A 24,383-nucleotide genomic window follows, 5' to 3' on the forward strand; every position below is an offset into this window, starting at 1 on the left:
GCGACAAATGCCGATGGCTGGAAAGGGCATGCTGCTGACGTCGATGGACATCGATGCCGCGCATGAAGCCGAGTTCAACCGTTGGTACGATCGCGAACATCTCGAAGAACGCGTTGCCATCGACGGCTTTCTCGAAGCCCGGCGCTATGTTGCCCATGTCGGCAAGCCGAAATATCTCAGCCTCTATTCCACCGAGACTTTCGAGGTGCTCGACAGCCCCGCCTATCGCACGGCGCTGGCGGGCCAAACCAAATGGTCGAAGGCCAATATCAACAGGTTCAAGAACATGATCCGCGCGGTGGCGCGCATCACCATCAGCCGTGGTGTCGGCCGCGGCGCGGCGCTCGGCATCATCCGCCTGCGCCCCGGCGGGGCTAAGGACAAGCTGCGCGCCGCGCTCGAGGCCCCGCTCGATCCAACCGACCTCGACGGAATCATTTCCATGCACCTCATCGAGAGCGATCCCGCATTGTCGAAGCCGCTGACGAAGGATGCCGCGGCGGCAGACCCGGGCGCCGGCGACTGGTTCGTGCTGATCGATGCCACCAGCGTGCACGCAGTTCCTAGTGCCGCTGCACGTATCGTCGACAACGCCGCGCTCAAGCCGCTGGTGGTGACCAGCGGCGTCTACCGGCTGCTGTTCGATCTGGCGAAGAGCGATTTGCCGCGCTAACGCGCTCACGCCGTCAGGGTAGCTTCCGTCGCGCTTGCTTCCTCGGCAAATCCGCGCAGCTCCGCGATCTCCTCCGGCGCTGCGCGCTCGGTGACGAGGCCGTTGATCGGCTGGGCGGGATCGGCGTAGCCGAGCGAGATGCCGCAGAACACGATGAATTCCTCCGGCAGGGCAAGATGCGCGCGCACGGTCTTGTGCATCGCCGCCCACGCCGCCTGCGGACAGGCTGCAAGGCCGCGCTCGTGCGCGAGCAGCAGGATCGATTGCAGGAACATGCCGACGTCGGCCCACTGCCCCTGCTCCATCGAGCGGTCGATCGACAGGATCATGCCGACCGGAGCGCCGTAGAAATCGAAGTTGCGCGCAAACTGCAGCAGCCGAGCCATCTTGTTCTCGCGGGCAATGCCGATGGTGCCGTAGAGATCCTCGGCGCATTTGATGCGGCGGCGATTGTAGGGGTCCTTCAGATTGGGCGCGTAGATCTTGTACTCGGAGCCTTCCGCGGCGGGATTTGCCGCAAGACCCTGGCGCACCGCACCGCGCAGCCGGTCGAGGTCGGCACCGGCCATCACCGCGAGCCGCCACGGCTGCATGTTGCTGCTCGAGGCGGTGCGGCGGGCGACGCCGATGATTTCGCGGATCAAGCCGGCGGGAACCGGGCGGTTCAGGAAGGCGCGCGCCGAGCGGCGCTCCAGAATGGCCTGGGTGACTGAAGTCATGGGATGCAGCCTCGAACGATGAGCGACTGCACTCCGGTATTATGTCTTTTGCCGGATGAATATGGTATGAGTTCGATATCATTAATCCGGATAGCGCATGAATAGAGCGAGCTTTTCGGAGGCCGAGACCTTTCTCGCTGTGGTCGACCGCGGCGGCTTCGGCGCGGCGGCACGCGAGCTCGGCGTCACGCAATCCACTATCAGCCGCAGGATCTCCGCGCTGGAAATGCGCCTCGGCAAACGCCTGGTCGAACGCACCACCCGCCGCATCACCCTGACCGAGGCCGGGCTGGCCTTCGCGAGCGACCTGCGCGATGTGTTGACCCGGCTTGCCGATGCCGAAGGCCGCGTGCAGTCCGAAGGGGGCGAGCCACAGGGCCTGCTGCGCGTCACCATGCCGACCGCCTATGGCCGCACCATGGTGCTGCCGCGGCTGTCGGCCCTGGCCAAGCGATATCCCCGCCTGCGCTTCGAGCTCGACCTGTCCGACCGCTATGCCGATATCCTCGAGGAAGGCTTCGACCTCGCCATCCGCAATGCGGAGCCGACCCAGACGGGCCTGATGTCGCAGCGGATCGACCGCTACACGCTGCATGTCTGCGCCGCGCCGGAATATCTGGCGAAGCACAAGCCGATCGAGCGGCCCCAGGATCTCGTCGATCACGCCGGCATTGTGCTGCGCACCTATGCGCCGCGCAGCAGGTGGCGTTTCGAATGGTCCGGCGATCTGATCGAGATCGAGATATCGCCGCGTATCGTCGCCAGCGACATGACGGCGGTGAGGCGGCTGACGCTGGAAGGCGCCGGCGTCGCCATCCTGCCGTCCTTTCTGGCGCGCGAGGACATCGCTTCCGGCAAGCTCACCGAGTTGCTGACGGAGGCCGGATTGCCCGCCATCAACGTATTTGCCTCCTTTCCGCATCACCGCGCCAACCTCTCCAAGATCAAGGTGCTGATCGCGGAACTGCAGCGCGGATCGAGCAAGCCATCGGCATAAGCTGCACTGCACATGCTGCACTGCCGCAAGATTGGTGCGACACACAAACGTTTGAGCAGCACAGCCATGAAAACTGGCAATGAGACAAAATTGCCCTTTGTGCAGCCTCTGGAATGGCTCTAATAAGGTAAGCCTATGATCCAATTCAGGAACGAGAAGGACGCGACTTAAGCGTTCGAAAGCCAAGACAAGGCCGCGCAGTCCTTGAAACGGCGCGGGCAAGGGAAGAATGAAACCGACCGACATCTCGGCTCCCGACTACTTTCACAAAGTGGTCGACTGCCAATGGGCCTGTCCCGCGCACACCCCCGTTCCCGAATACATCCGCTTGATCGCCGAGGGCCGCTACAGCGACGCCTACATGATCAATTGGAGGTCGAACGTGTTCCCCGGAATTCTGGGGCGCACCTGCGACCGGCCCTGCGAGCCCGCCTGCCGCCGCGGCCGCGTCGAAGAAAACCCCGTCGCGATCTGCCGCCTGAAGCGCGTCGCGGCCGACTTCAAGGACGACGTCAGGCATCGCATGCCCCGCCCGGGTCCGAAGAACGGCAAGCGCATTGCGCTGGTCGGCGGCGGCCCTGCCTCGCTGACGGTGGCGCGCGATCTTGCACCGCTCGGCTATCACTGCACCGTGTTCGATTCCGATCCCAAGGCGGGCGGCATGATGCGCAGCCAAATTCCGAAGTTCCGCCTTCCCGACTCGGTGATCGACGAGGAGACCGATTACATCCTCAACCTCGGCGTCGAGTTCAAGGGCGGCACACGCGTCGACAGCCTGAAGAAGCTGTTGGCTGAAAACTATGATGCGATCTTCGTCGGCTCCGGAGCGCCGCGCGGGCGCGAGCTCGACATTCCCGGCCGCAAGGAAGCGGCCAAAAATATCAACATCGGCATCGAATGGCTCGCCAACGTCTCGTTCGGCCATATCGACAAGATCGGCCGCCGCGTCATCGTGCTCGGCGGCGGCAATACCGCGATGGATTGCTGCCGTACCGCCCGCCGCCTCGGCGGCGACGACGTCAAGGTCATCGTGCGCTCCGGCTTCGAGGAGATGAAGGCTTCTCCCTGGGAAAAGGAAGACGCCATGCATGAGGACATCCCGATCCTCAATTTCATGGTGCCGCTCGCCTTCATCCACGACAACGGCAAGCTCACCGGCGTCACCTTCCAGAAGGTGAAGGCCGAGTACGACGCCAAAGGCCGCCGCAACCTCGTTCCATCGGGCGAGCCGGACGAGACCATCGAATGCGACGACGTGCTGGTCGCCGTCGGCCAGGAGAACGCGTTCCCCTGGATCGAGCGCGACTGCGGCATCGAGTTCGACAAGTGGAACATGCCGAAGGTCGATCCCAAGACCTTCGCCTCGACCAATCCGAAGGTGTTCTTCGGCGGCGACGCCGCTTTCGGCCCGAAGAACATCATCTGGGCGGTGGCGCACGGCCACGATGCGGCGCTGTCGATCCACAAGCTGATCTCCGGCGAGGACATCGACGACCGGCCGCTGCCGGAGGTACATGTCACCTCGCAGAAGATGGGCATCCACGAGTGGAGCTACGACAACGACATCTCCGCCGACCATCGCTTCAAGGTGCCGCACCGCGACAAGGTGATCGCGCTGAAGGACATCCGCGCCGAGGTCGAGCTCGGCTATGACGTCAAGCTCGCACTCGGCGAGGCGCAGCGTTGCCTGAACTGCGACGTGCAGACGGTCTTTTCTGCGCCGCTCTGCATCGAGTGCGACGCCTGCGTCGACATCTGCCCGATGGACTGCATCACCTTCACCGAGAACGGCGAAGAGGACGATCTGCGCCGCCGGCTCAACGCGCCCTCGCCGCATCATGACCAGGCCCTGTACGTCCAGGACGGCCTGAAGACCGGCCGCATCATGGCCAAGGACGAGGACGTCTGCCTGCATTGCGGCCTGTGCGCCGAGCGCTGCCCGACCGGCGCCTGGGACATGCAGAAATACCTCATCGACATGACTCACGCGGGATCCACATGCCACAGCAAAGCCCGATCAGCAGCGTAAACGACTTCGTCGTTCGCTTCGCCAACGTCAAAGGCTCGGGCTCGGCCAGCGCCAACGAGCTGTTCGCGCGCTCGATCCTGCGCCATGGCGTGCCGGTGTCCCCGCGCAACATCTTCCCCTCCAACATCCAGGGCCTGCCGACCTGGTACGAGGTGCGCGTCACCGAGGCCGGCCATCTCGGCGCCCGCGGCGGCGTCGACCTGATGGTGGCGATGAACCCGCAGACCTGGGACAAGGACGTCGCCTCGATCGAGCCCGGCGGCTATTTGTTCTACGATTCGACGAAGCCGATCCCGTCGTCGAAGTTCCGATCCGACATCAACGTCATCGGCGTGCCGCTGACCGCGATCACCAACTCGACCTACTCCGATCCGCGCCAGCGCCAGCTGTTCAAGAACATCATCTATCTCGGCGCGCTGTCCGCCTTGCTCGAGATGGACCCGAAGGTGATCGAGCAGCTGATCGGCGAGCAGTACAAGGGCAAGGAGAAGCTGCTCTCCTCCAACGTCCATGCGCTGCATCTCGGCCGCGACTGGGCGCTGCAGAACCTGAAGTGCCCGATCGGGCTGCGCGTGAAGAAGGCCGACAAGGTCGGCGACCGCATCTTCATGGAAGGCAACAGCGCGGCGGCGCTCGGCGCGGTCTATGGCGGCGCCACCGTCTGCGCCTGGTACCCGATCACGCCGTCGTCGTCGGTGGCGGAAGCCTTCACCAGCCACTGCAAGAAACTGCGGCACGATCCCGAGACCGGCAAGGCGAAATATGCCATCGTGCAGGGCGAGGACGAGCTGGCTTCGATCGGCATCGTGATCGGCGCCTCCTGGAACGGCGCGCGCGCCTTCACCGCGACGTCCGGCCCCGGCATTTCGCTGATGACGGAATTCATCGGCCTGTCCTATTTTGCCGAAATTCCCGCCGTGATCATGAACATCCAGCGCGCCGGCCCCTCCACCGGCATGCCGACGCGCACCCAGCAGTGCGACATCATCGCCTGCGGTTATGCCTCGCACGGCGACACCAAGCACGTGATGCTGTTCCCCGAGGATCCGGCGGAAGCGTTCGAGTTCGCGGCGCACTCCTTCGACCTCGCCGAGCGGCTGCAGACCACGATCTTCCTGATGCTCGACCTCGACATCGGCATGAACCACCGCCTGTGCCGTCCGCTGAAGTGGGACGACGCCCGGCAATACGACCGCGGCAAGGTGATGACCGCGGAGATGCTGGACGAAGGCCGCGACTTCGGCCGCTATCTCGACGTCGACGGCGACGGCATTCCCTACCGCACCTATCCCGGCACGCATCCGACCAAGGGCAGCTATTTCACCCGGGGCACCTCGCGCGACCGCTATGCGCGCTATTCGGAAGAAGGCGCCGTCTACGTCGACAACATGCAGCGGCTGGTGCGCAAGTTCGAGACCGCGCAGGACCTGGTGCCGCGGCCGCTGCAGGCCAATGCGCAGAAGCCGACCAAATACGGCGTGATCTATTTCGGCTCGACCTCGCCGGCGATGGACGAGGCGATCGGGCTCCTGGAAGCCAAGGGCCATCATCTCGACCGCCTGCGCATCCGCGCCTTTCCGTTCCACTCCAGCGTCGCCAGCTTCATCGCCGACCACGATTTCGTTTACGTCGTCGAGCAGAACCGCGATGCCCAGCTGCGGCAGCTGATCGTCAACGAGAACGGCATCGATCCGGTGCGGCTGGTGCCGATCCTGCATTACGACGGCACCCCGATCACCGCGCGCTTCATCGCGAGTGCGATCGGCGACCACCAGGATCATTTGAAGGTGACCCCCCTCCGCAAGGCCGTGTCATGACCTATATCGCCAAGCCTAAATTCCATCACCCTGGCCTGCCGAAGAACTCGCTGGGCTATACGCACCGCGACTATGAGGGGAAGATCTCGACGCTGTGCGCCGGCTGCGGCCACGACTCCATCACCGCCTCGATCATCGAAGCCTGCTACGAGCTGTCGATCGAGCCGCACCGGGTGGCGAAGATTTCCGGCATCGGCTGCTCCTCGAAGACGCCGGACTACTTCCTCGGCAATTCGCACGGCTTCAACTCGGTGCACGGGCGCATGCCCTCGGTCTTGACCGGGGCCAACCTCGCCAACCGCGACCTGATTTATCTGGGCGTTTCCGGCGACGGCGACTCCGCCTCGATCGGCTTCGGCCAGTTCGCGCATTCGATCCGGCGCGGCGTCAACATGACCTACATCGTCGAGAACAACGGCGTGTACGGCCTGACCAAGGGCCAGTTCTCCGCCACCGCCGATTTCGGCTCGAAGTCGAAGAAAGGCGTGATGAACACCGACAACGCCATCGACCTCGTGGCGATCGCGCTGCAGCTCGGCGCCACCTTCGTCGCCCGCAGCTTCTCCGGCGACAAGACGCAGCTGGTGCCGCTGATCGCGGCGGCCATCCGCCACAACGGCGCCTCCTTCATCGACGTCGTCAGCCCCTGCATCGCCTTCAACAATCACGCCGGCTCCACCAAGAGCTTCGACTATGTGCGCGAGCACAATGACGCCGTGAATCGCCTCGACGTGCTGGTCGGCCGCGATCCGATCAGCGTGGAGTACGCGCCGGGCACGGTGCAGGTGGTCGAGCAGCACGACGGCACGAGGCTGGCGCTGCGCAAGCTCGACGCCGACTACGATCCGCATGATCGGCTGGGTGCGCAGAACTTCCTGCAGAAGCACGCCGCCAAGGGCCAGATCGTCACCGGGCTGCTCTATGTCGATCCCGAGGCGGAAGACCTGCACGCCCATCTCAACACGGTCGAGGCGCCGCTGAACACCATGGATGAGAAGGCGCTCTGCCCGGGCTCGGCGGCACTGGAGAAGATCAACGCCAGCCTGCGCTGAGCGAGGCCGTTAGTCCGTTAGACGTCCGCGGGCTGACGCCAGGGACCGTCAGGTTGCGGACGTTTCCAAAAGACCCTTCCACTCCCGGTCGAGCCGCGCCAGCGCGTCGGAAAGCGGTGCTGCCACGAAGCCGCCGCCGGTTTCGACAACGATATCATACCCACGCAGCCGCGACAGAGCGTGGTCGATGTCGAAATCGGCCGACACACCGATCGCGCGAACCAGGAACTCCTCGACACGCGCATCGAGCACCTCGCGTGTGATCGGCCCTGCTTCCGTCAGCAGGCCGTAATAGGCAAGCAGCGTTTCTTTCCAGTCCTGATCCTCGGCCTCGCCGATCAGATAGGTGAAGATGCCGGAGTTGTTGTTGACGTTGCGGTAGTAGACGTTGTCGGTAAGCGCCTTCTGATGGATCAGCGACTGGCGGTGGAAATTTCCCCATTGCCGCAGCATGAAGGCGCCCAGCGCCAGCAAACCGCTGAGCGCAGCCAGCGCCTGTTCCATGTCCTTGTCATGGATCGTGCCGGAAAGGCCGAGATAGAAGCCGGCGACCAGAAACAACACCGTCATGGTCGATGCCAGCTTGATCAGGATCGGCACGCCGCCGAGAATCGCCGGCACGCCCAGCATGAGATGGTCGATCAGACTCCTCACGACACGGACATTGGGAAACAGCGCCTTGAGGTCGGCGCGCGCAATGTGCCGGAAATACTTCAGCAGCACCGCGCCGCTGCGGACCTTTTGGCCACCACGCCTGGCACTCAGCAGCGCCAGGCGGTTGTCGGCCGCATCCATGCCGCCCGGCTTGGTCGCGACCATCAGCACGACGTCGTCGTAGACCTTGATCTCCAGCGGCCGACGGCGCAGGCCGAACCAAGTCGGCACCTTGATGGTCTCCAGGTGAGAGCCGCGGCGGAACATGCGGACGTCGCGATAGTCTTCGATCGGGGCCTTGATCTTCACCCGTACCCGGGCTCCCTCGGCAAAGGCCTTGGTGATCTCCTCATGCGAGACCTCGATGAAGTTCGCGTCCCTCAACACGCGGACGAATTCATCGCTCAATTCCCGATAGGCCGCATTCAGATCCTTTGCCGAGCCGAACTCGTGCGGATCGATCTCGGGATCGAAGTAAAAGTAGGTTTCGCGCAACCGGTCGAGCTCGTCGAGATATTCGTAGTGCAGGATGGCACCGAGCATGCGGGCTAGCTGCCTGAATCTTGCCTGGTCGGCTTCGTCAAGACGGCCCTCCGCAAGGAGCCCGTCGATGACATCCGACTTCCGCAACGGAATGACGCGGTCGCGCGGCTCACGCGCGGCGATGCCGCGCTCGGCTTCGGCTGGCGTGCCCATCAGGAACCGCTCGCCAGCATCATGACAACCATCGGGAGCGCTGTTCCTGCAACATTGAATCCGGAAACGAACAAGGCCAGAGAGTAGCGCGGAACATAACCTGATTGCGACCGCGTCGTCACCAGCCGATCGATTCGGCGAACACCGCCTCGCAAGCCGGAACCATCAGCCCGCGGTTCGGCCGCCTGGCGTACGGCTCTTGCGCCCGCGCTACGCCGGCGCGTGGCGGTGGGTCTTCAGCCGGAACGCCAGCGCGACGAAGCTGATGCCGAACACGATGGAGTAGGCCGCGATCGCCCACACCAGGCCGAGCGCTCCCGCGCCCGGCGCGATCAGCACGATCAGGCCGAACAGCACCGAAATCACGCCGGAGAGGATCAGCATCCACTCGTTATCGATTTCCTTGCGCAGCTGGATGGCGCCGATGATCTCGAAAATGCCGTGCACCAGCGCCCAGGCGCCGATGAACAGGATCAGCAGGATCGCGGTAATCCCCGGCATCACGAAGGTGGCGATGCCCGCGCCGAGGCCGAGGATGCCGACCACGACCAGCCACCAGGTCGGCGCCGGCTTGGCCCCGCCGGTGAAGGCGGCAACCAGCGCGATGACGCCGTCGACGAGGGCAAAGGCGCCGTAGAACAGCACGAGCGTCACCAGCGTCAGGCCGGGCCAGACGAAGGCGAGCAGGCCGAACACGATGGAGGCGATGCCGCGGAGCAGCAGCAGCCACCAGTTTTTGGCGAGCGCATGCAGCATGGGCCGAGGGGGAAGCGTCGCTGAGGATGTGGACATGGCGATCACCTCATGAAGCGAGCGCCGGAATGGGCGGGTACTGGCGCTCTGGGTCGCAACCGCAAGTGGCTCCAGGGCAGGATAGCGAAGCGGGCCCAACCCGTCGATGCCGGATTGGCTGCAAAACCGGCCCCGGAGAGGATTGAACGCGGCCGCGGCAAGGCGCGACTAATCGTAAAATCCTACCTGTTTTCCGGGGATCGACGATGCGGACGCCCCTGCAGCTTGCCCTCGCGGTGCTGGCTATCCTCGCCGGTCCCAGCGCTGCGCCTGCCCAGGACGAGATCGACAAAACCAGGGCGGATGCCTTCGACAAGCGGCTGTTTGCCCGGCCGCTGGCTGCGAAGATGACCTTCGCCTGCTTCGTGCGCGCCTACGACGCCGAGCATCTCGCCAAGCATCCCCAGCAGAAGGTCGCGGCGATGAAGCTGCTGGTCACGGCCGAGAACGTGCCGGATGACAAGACCGTCAACTATGCCTTCCGTCTCGGCTTCAAATATCGCCACCGCTCGGGCAACTTCGACTCGTCCGGCTCTTGCAACCACTTCACCCCGGAAGACGCCGGCGACGAGATCCGCCTCGGCTGCGGCGTCGATTGCGACGGCGGCGGCCTCAACGTGGCTGTTTCGGGGGATGCCAAATCGGCTATCATCCGGCTGACGCGCATCCGCATCTGGCAGAACGCCAAGCCGGACGACGATGCCGAGCACTCGCTGGTGGCGGGCGCCGACGACGGGATTTTCCGGCTGGAGCGCGCCGACAACAAAGCGTGCGCCGCGCTGGTCACCGACAGCAAGGAACTCGCCGCGCTGCGGCGCAAGTAATCGCGCTGCGGCGCAAGTAGTGGAGGACGCCATGCATCGACGCAACCTGTTGTGGGGAGTGCTTTCCGCGGTCGGCGGCGCACTGGCAGCCTCGCGCGCGCAAGCCGCGGCCGAAAAGCCGGCGGCGGGCAAGCTGAAGGTGGTCTATCACCTCAACGACCTCGACAAGGTCAATTTCGTGCTCGGCAACATCCAGAACCATTTTGACGGCGTCGGCGGTCCCGAAAACGTCACCATTGCGTTGGTGGTGCACGGCCAGGCGCTGAAGGCCTTCCATGCGGCCTCCGCCAATCCCGATGTCACCAAGAGGATGGGGCAGTTCTCCAGGGCGGGCCTCGAAATGGCGGCCTGCGGCAACACCATGAAGGCGCAGCACGTCACCGTGACCGAGCTTCTGCCGGGCTTCGTGGCCGCCGAGCAGGGCGGCGTGGTGCGGATCGCGGAATTGCAGTCGCAGGGCTACCTGTACCTGCGGCCGTGAACGGAAAAGTGTCTCGGTTTTCGTCATGGCCGGGCTCGTCCCGGCCATCCACGTCTTGGCAGCAAGAAGGACGTGGATGCCCAACGGTGGAAAGAAGCTGCGGTCACAAAAAAGCGCTGGAACAGCTGGTACTTGTCGCGGATCGGAACCGGTCCTGCCGACGTTATCCCCTCAACATTCCCTGATTCCCCAAACCCGCCGCCGGGGCTGGTTGACATTCCCCTTCCCCGCCCGAAAGCTGGCCCGCAACAGGGGCCGGGCGGCCCGAATTCCCAAGCAGAAACAGGCATCATGAATCCCGTCAAAGCACTCGAAACCCATGGCCAGGCGGTCTGGCTCGACTTCCTCGCGCGCGGCTTCGTCGCCAGGGGCGACTTGAAGAAGCTGATCGATAGCGACGGCGTGAAGGGCGTCACCTCCAACCCCGCGATCTTCGAGAAGGCGATCGGCAGCTCCGACGAATATGACGGCGATATTGCCAAGGCGCTCAGGCAGGGCGACCGATCGGTGGCCGATCTGTTCGAGGCGGTGGCGATCGAGGACATCCAGAATGCCGCCGACGTGCTGCGGCCGGTCTATGACGCAACCGGTGGCGGCGACGGCTATGTCAGCCTCGAAGTGTCGCCCTATCTCGCCAACGACACCAAGGCGACGATCGCGGAAGCGCGCAAGCTCTGGAAGGACGTCCGGCGCGACAACCTGATGGTGAAGGTGCCGGCGACGGAGGAAGGACTGCCCGCGATCGAGGCGCTGATCGGCGAAGGCATCTCCATCAACATCACACTGCTGTTCTCGCAAAAGGTCTATCGCGAGGTGGCCGAGGCCTATATCGCGGGGCTGGAGAAACATGTCGCCGGCGGCGGCGACCCCTCGCATGTCGCAAGCGTTGCCAGCTTCTTCGTCAGCCGCATCGACAGCTCCGTCGACAAGCAGCTCGACGACAAGATCGCGAAAGCCAACGATCCCAGTGGGAAGGAACGCCTCGCCGCGCTGAAGGGCAAGGTCGCGATCGCCAACGCCAAGATGGCGTATCAGGACTACAAGACCCTGTTCGCAGGTCCGCGCTGGGAGAAGCTGGCGGCAAAGGGCGCCAGGCCGCAGCGGCTGCTGTGGGCCTCCACCGGCACCAAGAACAAGGACTATTCCGACGTCCTCTATGTCGAGGAGCTGATCGGTCCCAACACCATCAATACCGTGCCGCCGGCGACGCTCGACGCGTTCCGCGACCACGGCAAGTTGCGCGACAGCCTCGAGGAAAATGTCGAGGATGCCGCCCGCGTGCTGGAAGAGCTGGAACGCTCCGGCATTTCGCTGGATGCGATCACGGCGGAGCTCGTGGTCGACGGCGTCAAGCTGTTCGCGGACGCTGCCGACAAGCTCTATGGCGCCGTCGCGTTCAAGCGCGCAACCGTGCTGTCCGGCGGCATCGATGCGCAGAAGCTGGCGCTGGGCGATGGGCTCGGCAAGGCCGTCGCCAAGAGCACGGAAGAATGGCGCGCCTCGGCGAAAATCCGCCGGCTGTGGGGCAAGGACAAGTCGGTGTGGACCGGCGATGACGAGAACAAATGGCTGGGCTGGCTCGATAGTCCTGCGAAGGCCGACATCGCCGATTACGAGGACTTTGCGCGGCGCGTGAAAGGGCAGAAGTTCACCGACGCCGTCGTGCTCGGCATGGGCGGATCGAGCCTGGGCCCGGAAGTGCTGGCCGAGACCTTCCCGCAGAAGGCGGGCTTTCCGAAACTGCATGTGCTGGATTCCACCGATCCGTCGCAGGTGCGCTCGATGGAGAAGACGGTCGACATCGCCAAGACGCTGTTCATCGTCTCCAGCAAATCCGGCGGTACCACCGAGCCGAATGCGATGAAGGACTATTTCTACGATCGCGTGGCCAAGGCGATCGGCAAGGACAAGGCCGGCCACCGCTTCATCGCAGTGACCGATCCCGGCTCGTCGCTGGAGAAGCTCGCGGCCAAGCAGGGTTTTGCGCGGGTGTTCTTCGGCGAGCCGACCATCGGCGGGCGTTATTCCGTGCTCTCGCCGTTCGGCCTGGTGCCGGCGGCGGCGGCGGGCATCGACGTACGCGCGCTGGTGACGAATGCGCTTTCGATGGTGCGTTCCTGCGGCGCCGACGTGCCGCCGCATGAGAACCCGGGCGTGCAGCTTGGCCTTGCCATGGGTCTTGCCGGCCTCGAGGGCCGCGACAAGGTCACGATCTTCTCGTCGCGCAAGGTCGCCGATTTCGGCGCCTGGGCCGAGCAGCTGATTGCGGAATCCACCGGCAAGGACGGCAAGGGCCTGATTCCGATCGACGGCGAGACGCCTGCCGATGCCTCCGCTTACGGCGACGACCGCTTCTTCATCGACCTGCGCACCGCGGGCGAGGACGACGCCGATCATGATGCGAAGCTTGCCGCGCTGGAGAAAGCCGGCCATCCCGTGGTGCGAATCGTGATGCAATCGATCGACCATCTCGGCCAGGAGTTCTTCCGCTTCGAGCTCGCGACCGCGGTGGCGGGCTCGATCCTCGGCATCAATCCGTTCAACCAGCCCGATGTGGAATCCGCAAAGATCAAGACGCGGGAATTGACCTCGGCGTTCGAGAAGACCGGCGAGCTGCCGGCGGAAACGCCCGTCGTTTCCTCGGCTGAGGCCGATCTCTACACCGACGAGCAGAACGCGGCCGAGCTGCGCAAGGCCGGCGCCAATGGCGATCTCAATTCCTGGATCAGGGCGCATCTGTCGCGTTCGGAGAGCGGCGACTACGTCGCCCTGCTCGCCTATATCGAGCGCGACGGCGAGCACATCGAGGCGCTGCAGAGAATGCGGCTCGCGGTGCGCGACGCCAGGCATCTCGCCACCTGCGCCGAATTCGGTCCGCGTTTCCTGCACTCGACCGGACAGGCCTACAAGGGCGGGCCCGACAACGGCGTGTTCCTGCAGATCACCGCGGACGAGAAGAAGGACCTGAAGGTACCGGGCCAGAAGGCGAGCTTCGGCGTCATCAAGGCGGCGCAGGCGCGCGGCGATTTCGACGTGCTGACCGAGCGCGGCCGCCGCGCGTTGCGGGTGCACCTGAAGGGCGATCTCGATGCGGGGCTGAAAGCGCTGGATGCCGCGATCTCAGCCGCGCTGAACTAGGACTTTTCCAGATGCAGCTTGGAATGATCGGCCTCGGGCGGATGGGCGGCAACATCGTCCGCCGCCTGATGCAGCGCGGGCACTCGACCGTGGTCTACGATAAAGACCGGAAGGCGGTGGCAGCGCTTGCGGCCGATGGCGCTGCCGGCGCCGCGACGCTGGAAGAGTTCGTGCGGAAGCTCGAGCCGCCGCGCGCGGCCTGGGTGATGCTGCCGGCGGGCGTGATCACCGAAGCCACTGTCGAGACCCTCGCCTCGCTGATGCAGAAAGACGACGCCATCATCGACGGCGGCAATTCGTTCTGGCAGGACGACGTCCGCCGCGGCAAGGCGTTACGCGCAAAAGGGCTACACTATCTCGACGTCGGCACCTCGGGCGGCGTCTGGGGCCTGGAGCGCGGCTATTGCATGATGATCGGCGGCGACAAGCAGGTCGTCGACCGGCTCGATCCGATCTTTGCGGCGCTCGCGCCGGGGATCGGCGACATCCCGCGCACGCCGCATCGAGAGGGCCGCGACGCCAGAGTCGAACAGGGTTACATCCACGCCGGCCCTGTTGGAGCCGGGCACTTCGTCAAGATGATCCACAACGGCATCGAATACGGCCTGATGCAGGCCTATGCCGAAGGCTTCGACATCCTGAAGAACGCCAACATCGACGCGCTGCCGACAGAGCATCGCTTCGATTTCGACATCGCCGACATTGCCGAGGTGTGGCGGCGCGGCAGCGTGATCCCGTCCTGGCTGCTCGACCTCACATCTTCCGCGCTCGCGGAAAACCAGTCGCTCGACAACTACTCCGGTCATGTCGAGGATTCCGGCGAGGGTCGCTGGACCGTGAATGCCGCGATCGACGAAGCCGTGCCGGCGGAAGTGCTGACATCAGCGCTGTTCGCCCGCTTCCGTTCGCGCAAGGAACATACCTTTGCGGAGAAAATTCTCTCGGCAATGCGTGCCGGCTTCGGCGGCCACCGCGAGCCGAACAAGCCCGATCCGAAGGCGTAAGGCGCCATGGCGAAGGGACAAGCCAAGCGGAAGAGGCCAGATCCCTGCTCGTTCGTCATCTTCGGCGTGAACGGCGATCTGACCCATCGGCTGATCACCCCTGCCCTCTACAATCTCGCCGCCGCCGACCTTCTCCCGGAGAAGTTCTGCGTCGTCGGCATCGCGCGCAAAGGCTCGACCAGCGAGGCGCTACGCGAGGACCTGATGCAAGGCCTGCGCAGATTTGCGACGCGGCCGGTAGATGACGCGATTGCCAGGCGGCTGCTCTCTTGCGTCACCGCCATCGAAGCCGATCCGAAGCAGCCCGCCTCGTTCGACGCCATGCGCGAGCGGCTCGATGCGCTGGAGCAGGCGCGTGAGACCGGCGGCAATCGCCTGTTCTATCTGGCGACGCCGCCCGGCGCCTTCCTGCCGATCGCCCGCGAGCTCGGCCGCACCGGCATGCTGCGGGAAAACGGCATGTGGCGGCGCCTGGTGGTGGAAAAGCCGTTCGGCACCGACCTTGCGTCAGCGCGGGCGCTGAACGGCGAACTATTGAATCTGCTCACCGAGCACCAGATCTACCGGATCGATCATTATCTCGGCAAGGAAACGGTGCAGAACATCCTGGTGCTGCGCTTTGCCAACGGCATGTTCGAGCCGATCTGGAACCGCAACCACATCGACCACGTGCAGATCACCGTGGACGAGAAGCTCGGCGTCGGCCATCGCGGCAGCTTCTATGACGCCACCGGCGCATTGCGCGACATGGTGCCGAACCATCTGTTCCAGCTCCTCTCCCTGGTTGCCATGGAGCCACCGGTGAAATTCGACGCCCACTCCGTACGCTCGGAAAAGGCGGAGGTGCTTTCGGCGATCCAGACCCAGAGCCAGGAAGAGGCGCTGCAGAATTCGGTGCGCGGACAATATGTGGCGGGAAAGATCGGCGATGCCGCGATCGGCGATTACCAGGCGATCGCCGAGGTCCGGCCGAACTCCACGACCGAGACCTATGCCGCGCTGAAGCTCACCATCGACAACTGGCGCTGGGCCGGCGTGCCGTTCTACCTGCGCACCGGCAAGGCGCTGTGCACCAAGCGCACCGAGATCGCCATCAAGTTCAAGCAGGCGCCGTTCGCCATGTTCCGCGACACGCCGGTGAATCGCCTCTCGCAGAACTTCATGATCATCTCGACAGAGCCGACCGAGGGCATCGAGCTGCAGTTCAACACCAAGGTGCCGGGACCTGCCATCGACATCGACGGCGTCGAAATGAAGTTCCGCTACAAGGACTATTTCCAGGCCGAGCCTTCGACGGGCTACGAGACCCTGATCTACGACTGCATGATCGGCGACAACATCCTGTTTCAGCGCGCCGATAGCGTCGAGGCCGGCTGGCGGGCGGTGCAACCCTTCCTCGACGCCTGGAAGAAGGTCGGCGCGGCCGGGCTTCAAACCTACCGGGCCGGCAGCGAGGGGCCGGCGCTCGCCGACGAGTTGCTGGCGCGCGACGGCCGCAGCTGGCGAAGGCTCGGCTGATGGAGAAGGCGAACGTCCCCTGCGCGCTGATCGTGATGGGTGTCTCCGGCGCCGGCAAGAGCACGGTTGCCGAAGCGCTGTCGGCGCGGCTCGGCTGGCGCTGCGCGGACGCCGACAGGTTTCACCCCGCGAGCAACGTCGCCAAGATGAGCACGGGCCAGCCGCTCACCGACGACGACCGCTGGCCCTGGCTGAAGGCCATCGCCGACGAGATCGACCGACTGTGCGGCGAGCGGCAACGCGCCGTCGTCGCCTGCTCGGCGCTGCGCCGGGCCTATCGCGACGTGCTGGTGCACGGCCGTAGCGACGTCCGCATCGTCTTCCTCGACGGCAGCAGGGAGCTGATTGCCGCGCGCCTTGCCGCGCGCAAGGGCCACTTCATGCCGCCGGGCCTGCTCGACAGCCAGTTCAGGACGCTGGAGCGCCCAACCGCCGATGAAGGCGCCGTGACGGTGTCGATCGACGCCGCAGTCGATGCCATCGTCGACGATATCGTCCGCCAATTGAAGCTCGTTCCGGCATGACATCGATCAAGCTTGTGGTGTCCGACGTCGACGGCACATTGCTCACACCCGACAAGCGGATCACCGATGCGACGAAAGCTGCGGTCGCACGGCTGCAGGCCGCCGGCATCGGCTTCACCCTGGTCTCCAGCCGGCCCACGGTCGGCATGGAATTCCTGGTCGAGCCGCTGCGGCTGGCGCTGCCGTTCGGCTCCTTCAACGGCAGCTCGATCGTCGATCCCGCGATGCGGCCGATCGAGCAACACCTCGTTCCGGCCGCCGTCGTGGCGCGCAGTCTTGCCGTGCTGGAACAATTCGGCACCGATATCTGGCTGTTCAGCCATGACCGGTGGCTGATCCGCGACGCGTGCGGCGAATATGTCGGGCCCGAGCAGCGCGCCATCCGCCATGCGCCGACCGTCGTTGCGGATTTTGCGCCCTATCTTGGGAGTGTCAGCAAGATTGTCGGCGCCAGCTCGGACCCGGCCCTGCTGCAGGCTTGCGAAGACGCGATGCACGAGGCGGTCGGCAGCGAAGCCACCGCGGTGCGCTCGCAGACCTTCTATCTCGACATCACCCCGCCCGGCCACGACAAGGGCACCTTCGTCGAGACGATGGCGAGGCGGATTGGAATCCCGACCGCAGCGGTCGCGACAATCGGCGACATGGAGAATGACCTCCCGATGTTCGCCAGGAGCGGTCTGTCGTTCGCAATGGGCGATGCGGCGGAGGAGATCAAGCGGCATGCGAGCCACGTCACGGCGTCGAACGAGGACGAGGGATTTGCCAAGGCCGTGGACGCGATCCTCGAGCGTAGATCGGCCTGGACTTAGGGGACTAGCCCTGGACCCGCACGTCAGCGCGACAGCTCGTTGAGCAGGGCAACGACGTCCTTCGACGCCGCATCGACCTTCTCGATCTCGGCAAGAGCTCCCGGCAGGTCGCCCGCCTCGAACAGGGCGGCGGCCCGCTTGCCATGCCGGTGCACGAGCTCATGCGGCTTCTCGAGCTGACGGAAGGCTGCGCGGTCGCGCAACCCGGTCGACCCCTCGCCATAGTACCACTTGCCCAGACGGCAGGAGTGATGGTCCGCCAGCTCGTCGGCCTTCAGCGTCACGCGGCCGACCGCCATGTCGGCCAGCCGCTTCTTCCAGATGACGTGATCGGCCTTCGCCAGCCGAACGATCTTGCCCTCGAACGACAGCTCGGAAAGCTCCTGAAGCTCGCGCCCCACATGGGCCTGGGCGAGATCGAGCTGGCCGGAGATGCCGACGACCTGACCGACGCCTTGTTTGGTCCTTGCCGCTATCCCGGTAATGCCCTCGGCGATCTCGTGCACCGCCTCCGCCTGCTGGTTGAGGATACCGGAGATCTCATCCATGCCGGCTGCCACCCCGGCGACGTGCGTTTCGACCCCGGCCATCGCATCGCCGAGCACGGCGACGACGCCCTCGCTGTCGACCGCCGCCTTCGTACACTCGGCCATCGCCGCGACGATGGCATCGATTTCAGCCCGCAGCTTGCCGATCAGGGCCGCGATGTCTTCGGTCGCCTTGCTGGTCTGGTGCGACAGGCTCTTTACCTCGGTCGCTACAACGGCAAAGCCTCGGCCTGCGTCGCCCGCGCGCGCCGCCTCGATGGTCGCGTTGAGCGCCAGAAGGTTGGTTTGTTTGGCGATCGCATCCACCGAGCTCACCATGGACCCGATGGCTTCCGATGCCTGGCTGAGCGCCGAAATCCGTTCGGACGCCTGATGAGCGGTCTGGCCGACGCGCTTCATGGTGGTGACGGCAGAATCGACGGTGGCCCGACCGTGGACGGCGCTGTGCCGCATCTCGGCGGCATTGGATGCGGCACCCGATGCGGTTGCGCGAATCTGGCCGATCGATGCAGCCAACTCCTCGCTCGCCGACGCGAGCGCCTGGGTCGAAGAATCGATCTCGCGGGAGGCCGACAGCAGCCGCGCCGCCGATATCGCCGTCTCGTTGCCCTGGATGCTGAGATCGACGGTCCGGTCCAGCCGTGCCGACGTATTCTCCTTCATCCGCGAAGCCAGCGCCACGCAGGCTTGCGACAGCGCATCGTCTCCGTCAGGGAGAGCACACAGGAGATCGCCCTGTGCCAGCGCGTGCATGAATGCGATCAGTTGCTCGTCGCGGCGGTGCAGAGCGGCGAGCTCGGCGGTCAGAGCCGCGTTGGCATCTCGATGGGCGGAGGAAGGCTGGCGCAGGGCCTGGCTGACGGAGGACAGGAGGGACATATACCTAATCGCAGGTGCTGGAAAACTGGCGTTGAACCTCCTTGATTACGCTTAACGATTGCTGAAGACATGTTGCCGACGGCGGAATCTGCGCGCGCATTGCCGAATTCCGATAACCAATCCCCGCCATCGCCGCGCCTCGGGCCCGTTCGTCACTTCGACCGCTGCACCGCAGGCTTCTCCCCGGCGCGCTTGGCGTAGCTGAGATTTTGCGCGGTGTTGACCAGCGCGATGTGGGTCAGCGCCTGCGGGAAATTGCCGGTCTGCCGCCGCGCCTGCGTGTCGTATTCCTCCGCCAGCAGGCCGACGTCGTTGGCGATGCCCGCCACGCGGTCGAACAGCGCTTGCGCCGTGGCCGTATCGCCGGCGAGCACATAAGCGTCCGCCAGCCACAGCGTGCAGGCGAGAAATGCGCCTTCGATCGGCTGCTCCTCGTCGATGACTTCACGGGGATCGTGGCGCAGCACGAAGCCGTCGCGCACGAGATGGCGCTCGATCGCGGCGACGGTGTCGCGGATGCGCGGGTCTTCCGGCGGCAGGAAGCCCACCGCCGGCAGCAGCAGAAGGCTCGCATCGAGCATTTTCGAGCCGTAGGATTCCACGAAGCTGTGGAGCTCGCGGTCAAAGCCCTTGTCGCAGACGTCCTCGTGGATCATGTCGCGCAAGGTCCGCCACTTCTCCAGCGGCGCCTTGAAGCCGAACGTTTCCGCGCTTTTGATGCCGCGGTCGAAGGCGACCCAGCACATCACTTTCGAGAACACATAGTCCTTGCCCTCGCCGCGGCGCTCCCAGATGCCGTGATCGGGCCGGTCCCAGATACCCGCGAGATGCTCGATCACGGCGCATTCCATCGACCAGCTCACCTCGTTGAGCTCGAGCTTCTCCATGCGCGCCTGGTGCAGGGCATCGATCAGTTCGCCATAGACGTCCAGCTGCAGCTGCGCATGCGCGGCGTTGCCGACGCGGACGGGTTTGGCGCCTTCATAGCCGTCGAGCCAGCCCGCCTGCCATTCCAGCAGGCGGCGCTGGCCCCAGATGCCGTACATGATCTGCATCAGCGACGGCGAGCCCGCCACCGCGCGCAAGAGCCAGTCGTGCCAGGCCAGCGCTTCCTCGGTATAGCCGGAGTTCATCAGCGCCAGCAGCGTGAAGGTGGCATCGCGCAACCAGCAGAAGCGATAGTCCCAGTTCCTGCGGCCGCCGAGCTTTTCCGGCAGCGATGTGGTCGGCGCTGCGACGATGCCGCCGGTCGGCGCGAAGGTCTGCGCCTTCAGCGTGATCAGCGAGCGCAGCACGAGGTCGCGATGATCGCCTTCGTAGGTGCATCGGCGCGACCATTCGGTCCAGAAGGCTTCGGTGTCCTGCAGCGCCTGCAAGGGATCGATCGGTCCGGGCGCCGCCAGGTGCGACGGACCGTAGGTGAGCACGAAGGGTACGGCCTCTCCCTCGCTCACCCAAAAATCGGCGACCGTGGTCAGGTTCTCGCCGTGGGTCTTGACCGGCGTGCGCAGCACCGTCATGTCCTGGCCGCAGATCGCGAGCAGCGCGGCGCCATCCTCGCTTTTGGTGACCCAGGGGACGTCGCTGCCGAAACCGAAGCGGAGAACGAGCTCCATCCGCATCTTCACGCGACCGCTGACGCCGCGCACCAGCCTCACGATGTCCGAGGCCTTGCCACGCAGCGGCATGAAGTCGATCAGCGCGACGGCGCCTTCAGCGGTCTCGAAGCGCGTCTCGAGGACCAGCGAGCCGTCCCGATAGCGCCGCGTCGTGCGCGCGATCTCGCTGCAAGGAGCGATCAGCCAGCGGCCGTTCTTCGGCGATCCGAGCAGCGCGGCAAAGCAGGCGTCGGAATCGAAAGCCGGCCAGCACAGCCAGTCGATCGAGCCGTCGCGGCCGACGAGGGCGGCCGTCTCACAATCGCCGATCAGGCCGTAATCTTCGATCCTGCAGGGCAAACCACCTCACCGTCAAAAGCCCCTTGCGCTCCAGTCATTTGCCACGTCTTGCGCGCGTGGCCGCCTTCAGCCCGGCCTCGTCGACACTGCCTGCCATCTCGTCGATGCACAGCGGCATGCGACGCCGCCAGTTCGGATGCTCGTCGATGGTGCCGGGGATGTTGGGCTGTTCCTGCAACTCCAGCACGTCCTCCAGCGCGATCGCCATCAGGCGCGACTTCGTGCGTGCCAGGAATTCGGCGATGGCGTTGAAGTCGTTGTCGTGGATGCCGTGCGCGCCCAGCACCTGGTCGAGCATGTTCAGCGCGCGCCAGCGGTCGTCATCGGTTTCGCCGGGGTCGAAGCCGAGGGAGCGCTTCTGCTTCAAATCGTTGAAATGCCGCCAGCCCGCATAGGTGGCAAGGTCGTGGGTGTTGAAGGTGACGAGCGCGTTCGACTGGTAGTAGTCGATGCCGTGGAAGGCGCCGCGCCCGTCGCGCTCGAACATCATCACGAGATAGGACCAGATGCCCCAGTCCCGGGTGCGGTCCCGGAATCCTTCGGGCACGGTCCCGAGGTCCTCGCCGATGACGACGCAGCGGTTGGCATCGCTTTCCAGCGCCGTGAGCGCAAGCATCGCCTCGAACGGCATCGGCACATAGACGCCGTCGCGCGGCCCGAAGCCGCGTGGCACGAGGTAGAGCCGCTTCAGCCCCATCACATGGTCGAGCCTTATCGCGCCGGCATGGCGCATCGAGGCCTGCAGCATCTGGCGGAACGGCTCGAAGCAGCGCTGCTCGAGGCCGATGGCGTTGTAGCCGGCGAGTCCCCAGTCCTGTCCTGCGGGGGCGAGCGGATCCGGCGGCGCGCCGACGCCGAGCAGATGCGAGATCGCGCCCTGCTCGTTCCAGGCATCGAAGCCGTTCGACTGCACGCCAACGGCGACGTCGAGATAGAGTCCGACCTTCATGCCGAGCTCGTCTGCGCGCGCCTTGCAGGCGGCGAGCTGGCGGTCGGCATTCCACTGCACGAACTCGACGAACTCGATCTCCTCCGCATCGGGCCCCTCGCGCAGCTTCGCGCAGGCAGCTTCATCGGGCTCGCGCCATTCCGCCGGCCAATCCCACCATGGCGTGCCGAGCTTGTGCCGCAGCACCTCGAAACAGGCGAAATGCGACAACAACCGGCCGCGCTCGACGCGGAATTTCTCGAAATCGGTCCGTCGCTCCGGCGTTGCGCCGGCCCTGAACGCCTTGAAGGCGGCGCGTAGCGCCGGCCATTTCAATGCGGCGACCGCGACATAGTCCACGGTCTCGCTCTGGCGCAAGCGCGGGGTCGTATCCGCGACCGCCGGGACCGCGCCTTCGGAAAATTCCGGGATCGCGTCGACGTCGACATAAAGGGCGTTGAGGAATAATCGGCTGTTCGGCGAATAGGGGCTGCAATCGCCGGGCCGGTCATCGAACAGCGCGTGCAGCGGGTTGAGGCCGATACCGTCGGCGCCAAACCGATGCGCCAGCTCGATCAGCTCGGCCAGATCGGTGAAATCGCCCATACCCCAGTTGCGCGTGGAGCGGATGCCGTAAAGCTGCACCGCCAGGAGCCAGCCGCGGTCGAAATCGCCGCCAAATGCCCCGGCCGGCGCCGATACCAGCGGCACCTCCTCCACTGCCCCGCCCGCGTCCGAGAGTCGCAGGCGGTACACGCCCAGGGGCAAATTGCCCGGCCACTCGATCGCCCCGTTGGGGGTCTCGCCCACGACCATGCTGGCATCGCCGTCGATTTCCCAGCGGACCGGAAGGCGCGCGCCCGGCAGCAGCTTGCCGTCCGCCCGATGTCCCCGGCGGATCACGACCGGCCCGTCGATCAGTCCGCGCGCGGCCTGCGACGGCAGAGCCTCGAAAACCACCTTCAGGGCGTCGGCAGCCGTGACATGGGGGCGACCGTGACCGTCGATGAACTCGGTCTGGATGCCAAGATCGCGGGCTTTAGCAAAAAGGTTCATTCGGCACGTTGTTTGCACGCGACTGTGAGACAGAGGTCGCGAAATTGTCCAATATCGGAAGGAGATAAGGGGTGACTAACGCCGGCGGCCGGGATCGGTTCCGATGGAACCAATGCCGCCCCGAAGGCTTTTTATTGGGGTGCAGTGCGTCTCCTCTTCAACGGGCGAAACGGGGGGCGCCTTTCCATGGCAGCGGCATCACCGTGAACAAAAAAGCCGAACACGTCGAGGCCTCACAGGCCGATGTCACCCTTCGTGCCGAGGGGATCCATCCGCGCGCCGAGGTTGGCCACATTGCCGTCCGGCCGACGACGATCCCTGCACGGGAGAATGCAAGGCAGATGCCGGCGGCGGACGCCGCCGCGGACGAGCTCTGGTACAAGGATGCCATCATCTACCAGCTTCATGTCAAAGCGTTCTTCGACAGCAACCACGACGGGATCGGCGACTTCGCGGGGCTGACGGAGAAGCTCGACTATCTGCAGGATCTCGGCGTCACCACGCTGTGGCTCTTGCCGTTCTACCCCTCGCCCGGCCGCGACGACGGCTATGACATCGCCGACTATGGCGACATCAATCCCGACTTCGGGACGATGAAGGAATTCCGGCGCTTCATCCAGGAAGCCAAGAAGCGCGGCCTGCGCGTCATCACCGAGCTCGTCATCAACCACACCTCCGACCAGCACGACTGGTTCAAGCGCGCGCGCCGCAGCGATCCCAAGTCGAGCGCACGCAACTGGTATGTCTGGAGCGACAGCGACCAGAAATATCCGGAAACGCGGATCATCTTCACGGATACCGAGAAGTCGAACTGGACCTGGGACACCGAGGCCGGGCAGTTCTACTGGCACCGCTTCTTCTCGCACCAGCCGGATCTCAATTTCGACAATCCGCGCGTGGTCAGCGCGCTGATCCAGGTGATGAAGCGCTGGCTCGACACCGGCGTCGACGGCTTCCGGCTCGACGCCATCCCCTATCTCTGCGAGCGCGACGGCACCAACAACGAGAACCTGCCGGAGACGCACGCCGTCATCAGGCAATTTCGCGCCGAGCTCGACGCCTACGCCAAGGGCAAGGTGCTGCTGGCCGAAGCCAATCAGTGGCCGGAGGACGTGCAGGAATATTTCGGCCGCAGCGACGAATGCCAGATGGCCTATCACTTCCCGCTGATGCCGCGCATCTACATGGCGATCGCGCAGGAAGACCGCTTTCCCATCGCCGACATCATGCGGCAGACGCCGGACATTCCGCCGGACTGCCAGTGGGCGCTGTTCCTGCGCAACC

Annotated in this window: 19 protein-coding genes; 13 read left to right on the plus strand and 6 right to left on the minus strand. The window is 65.0% G+C overall.

Annotated elements, in window-relative coordinates; all coding sequences use genetic code 11:
* Positions 1-7 precede the first annotated feature (7 nt).
* Complete coding sequence (locus ACT4OC_RS24585) at positions 8-673, plus strand: hypothetical protein (protein ID WP_444841638.1); 666 nt, start codon at positions 8-10, stop codon at positions 671-673.
* Between the two features lie 5 nt (positions 674-678).
* Here the strand turns inward: ACT4OC_RS24585 and ACT4OC_RS24590 are convergent, their stop codons facing one another.
* Positions 679-1,392: a nitroreductase gene (locus ACT4OC_RS24590; protein WP_444841639.1), complete on the minus strand. Its 714-nt coding sequence runs from the start codon at positions 1,390-1,392 to the stop codon at positions 679-681.
* 97 nt (positions 1,393-1,489) lie between these two features.
* On the opposite strand from ACT4OC_RS24590, the gene ACT4OC_RS24595 reads away from it, so the two are divergent.
* From ACT4OC_RS24595 to ACT4OC_RS24610, 4 genes are all read left to right on the plus strand, one after another.
* The gene (locus ACT4OC_RS24595; RefSeq protein ID WP_444841640.1) at positions 1,490-2,389 is read left to right on the plus strand and encodes a LysR family transcriptional regulator; all 900 of its coding nucleotides are present in this window, start codon (positions 1,490-1,492) and stop codon (positions 2,387-2,389) included.
* 229 nt (positions 2,390-2,618) lie between these two features.
* Positions 2,619-4,418 (plus strand): FAD-dependent oxidoreductase, encoded by a 1,800-nt coding sequence (locus ACT4OC_RS24600; protein ID WP_444841641.1) that lies wholly within the window; start codon positions 2,619-2,621, stop codon positions 4,416-4,418.
* On the plus strand, positions 4,388-6,235 hold the full coding sequence (locus ACT4OC_RS24605; protein WP_444841642.1) for a 2-oxoacid:acceptor oxidoreductase subunit alpha: 1,848 nt from the start codon (positions 4,388-4,390) through the stop codon (positions 6,233-6,235). The genes ACT4OC_RS24600 and ACT4OC_RS24605 overlap by 31 nt, the downstream gene beginning before the upstream one ends.
* Positions 6,232-7,287 (plus strand): 2-oxoacid:ferredoxin oxidoreductase subunit beta, encoded by a 1,056-nt coding sequence (locus tag ACT4OC_RS24610; RefSeq protein ID WP_444841643.1) that lies wholly within the window; start codon positions 6,232-6,234, stop codon positions 7,285-7,287. The genes ACT4OC_RS24605 and ACT4OC_RS24610 overlap by 4 nt, the downstream gene beginning before the upstream one ends.
* A 48-nt stretch (positions 7,288-7,335) precedes the next feature.
* On the opposite strand, the gene ACT4OC_RS24615 is transcribed toward ACT4OC_RS24610, so the two are convergent.
* Both ACT4OC_RS24615 and ACT4OC_RS24620 read right to left on the minus strand, forming a co-directional pair.
* Positions 7,336-8,637, minus strand: a complete 1,302-nt coding sequence (locus ACT4OC_RS24615; protein ID WP_444841644.1) for a DUF3754 domain-containing protein — start codon at positions 8,635-8,637, stop codon at positions 7,336-7,338.
* Positions 8,638-8,847: 210 nt separating this feature from the next.
* On the minus strand, positions 8,848-9,429 hold the full coding sequence (locus tag ACT4OC_RS24620) for an HdeD family acid-resistance protein (protein ID WP_444841645.1): 582 nt from the start codon (positions 9,427-9,429) through the stop codon (positions 8,848-8,850).
* Between the two features lie 206 nt (positions 9,430-9,635).
* On the opposite strand from ACT4OC_RS24620, the gene ACT4OC_RS24625 reads away from it, so the two are divergent.
* The 7 genes from ACT4OC_RS24625 (at position 9,636) to ACT4OC_RS24655 (ending at position 17,730) form a co-directional block, all read left to right on the plus strand.
* Positions 9,636-10,253 (plus strand): hypothetical protein, encoded by a 618-nt coding sequence (locus ACT4OC_RS24625; protein ID WP_444841646.1) that lies wholly within the window; start codon positions 9,636-9,638, stop codon positions 10,251-10,253.
* A gap of 31 nt (positions 10,254-10,284) precedes the next feature.
* Positions 10,285-10,734 carry a DsrE family protein gene (locus ACT4OC_RS24630; protein ID WP_444841647.1) on the plus strand — a complete coding sequence of 150 codons (450 nt, stop codon included), beginning with the start codon at positions 10,285-10,287 and terminating at the stop codon, positions 10,732-10,734.
* Positions 10,735-11,025: 291 nt separating this feature from the next.
* A complete protein-coding gene (locus ACT4OC_RS24635) occupies positions 11,026-13,872 on the plus strand; it encodes a bifunctional transaldolase/phosoglucose isomerase (RefSeq protein WP_444841648.1) in 2,847 nt (948 codons plus the stop codon).
* A gap of 11 nt (positions 13,873-13,883) precedes the next feature.
* Positions 13,884-14,876, plus strand: coding sequence for a phosphogluconate dehydrogenase (NAD(+)-dependent, decarboxylating) (gnd, locus tag ACT4OC_RS24640; RefSeq protein ID WP_444841649.1), 993 nt, complete (start codon positions 13,884-13,886; stop codon positions 14,874-14,876).
* A 6-nt stretch (positions 14,877-14,882) separates the two neighbouring features.
* Entirely contained in the window at positions 14,883-16,394 is a 1,512-nt protein-coding gene (gene zwf, locus ACT4OC_RS24645) for a glucose-6-phosphate dehydrogenase (RefSeq protein WP_444841650.1), read from the plus strand.
* Positions 16,394-16,918 carry a gluconokinase gene (locus tag ACT4OC_RS24650; RefSeq protein ID WP_444841651.1) on the plus strand — a complete coding sequence of 175 codons (525 nt, stop codon included), beginning with the start codon at positions 16,394-16,396 and terminating at the stop codon, positions 16,916-16,918. Before zwf ends, ACT4OC_RS24650 begins: the two co-directional genes overlap by 1 nt.
* Entirely contained in the window at positions 16,915-17,730 is an 816-nt protein-coding gene (locus ACT4OC_RS24655; RefSeq protein WP_444841652.1) for a Cof-type HAD-IIB family hydrolase, read from the plus strand. The genes ACT4OC_RS24650 and ACT4OC_RS24655 overlap by 4 nt, the downstream gene beginning before the upstream one ends.
* Positions 17,731-17,753: 23 nt before the next feature.
* Here the strand turns inward: ACT4OC_RS24655 and ACT4OC_RS24660 are convergent, their stop codons facing one another.
* The 3 genes from ACT4OC_RS24660 to malQ all read right to left on the minus strand — a co-directional run bounded on the left by ACT4OC_RS24660 (position 17,754) and on the right by malQ (position 23,099).
* On the minus strand, positions 17,754-19,157 hold the full coding sequence (locus ACT4OC_RS24660; protein WP_444841653.1) for a methyl-accepting chemotaxis protein: 1,404 nt from the start codon (positions 19,155-19,157) through the stop codon (positions 17,754-17,756).
* Positions 19,158-19,309: 152 nt separating this feature from the next.
* The gene (locus ACT4OC_RS24665; protein ID WP_444841654.1) at positions 19,310-21,115 is read right to left on the minus strand and encodes a glycoside hydrolase family 15 protein; all 1,806 of its coding nucleotides are present in this window, start codon (positions 21,113-21,115) and stop codon (positions 19,310-19,312) included.
* 34 nt (positions 21,116-21,149) lie between these two features.
* Positions 21,150-23,099 (minus strand): 4-alpha-glucanotransferase, encoded by a 1,950-nt coding sequence (gene malQ / locus ACT4OC_RS24670; RefSeq protein ID WP_444841655.1) that lies wholly within the window; start codon positions 23,097-23,099, stop codon positions 21,150-21,152.
* Between the two features lie 341 nt (positions 23,100-23,440).
* Between malQ and ACT4OC_RS24675 the strand changes: the two genes are divergently transcribed.
* On the plus strand, positions 23,441-24,383 hold a 943-nt coding region (locus ACT4OC_RS24675; protein WP_444841658.1), incomplete at its 3' end, for an alpha-amylase family glycosyl hydrolase.

It is taken from the genome of Bradyrhizobium sp., assembly GCF_052389815.1.
Lineage (GTDB): Bacteria > Pseudomonadota > Alphaproteobacteria > Rhizobiales > Xanthobacteraceae > Bradyrhizobium.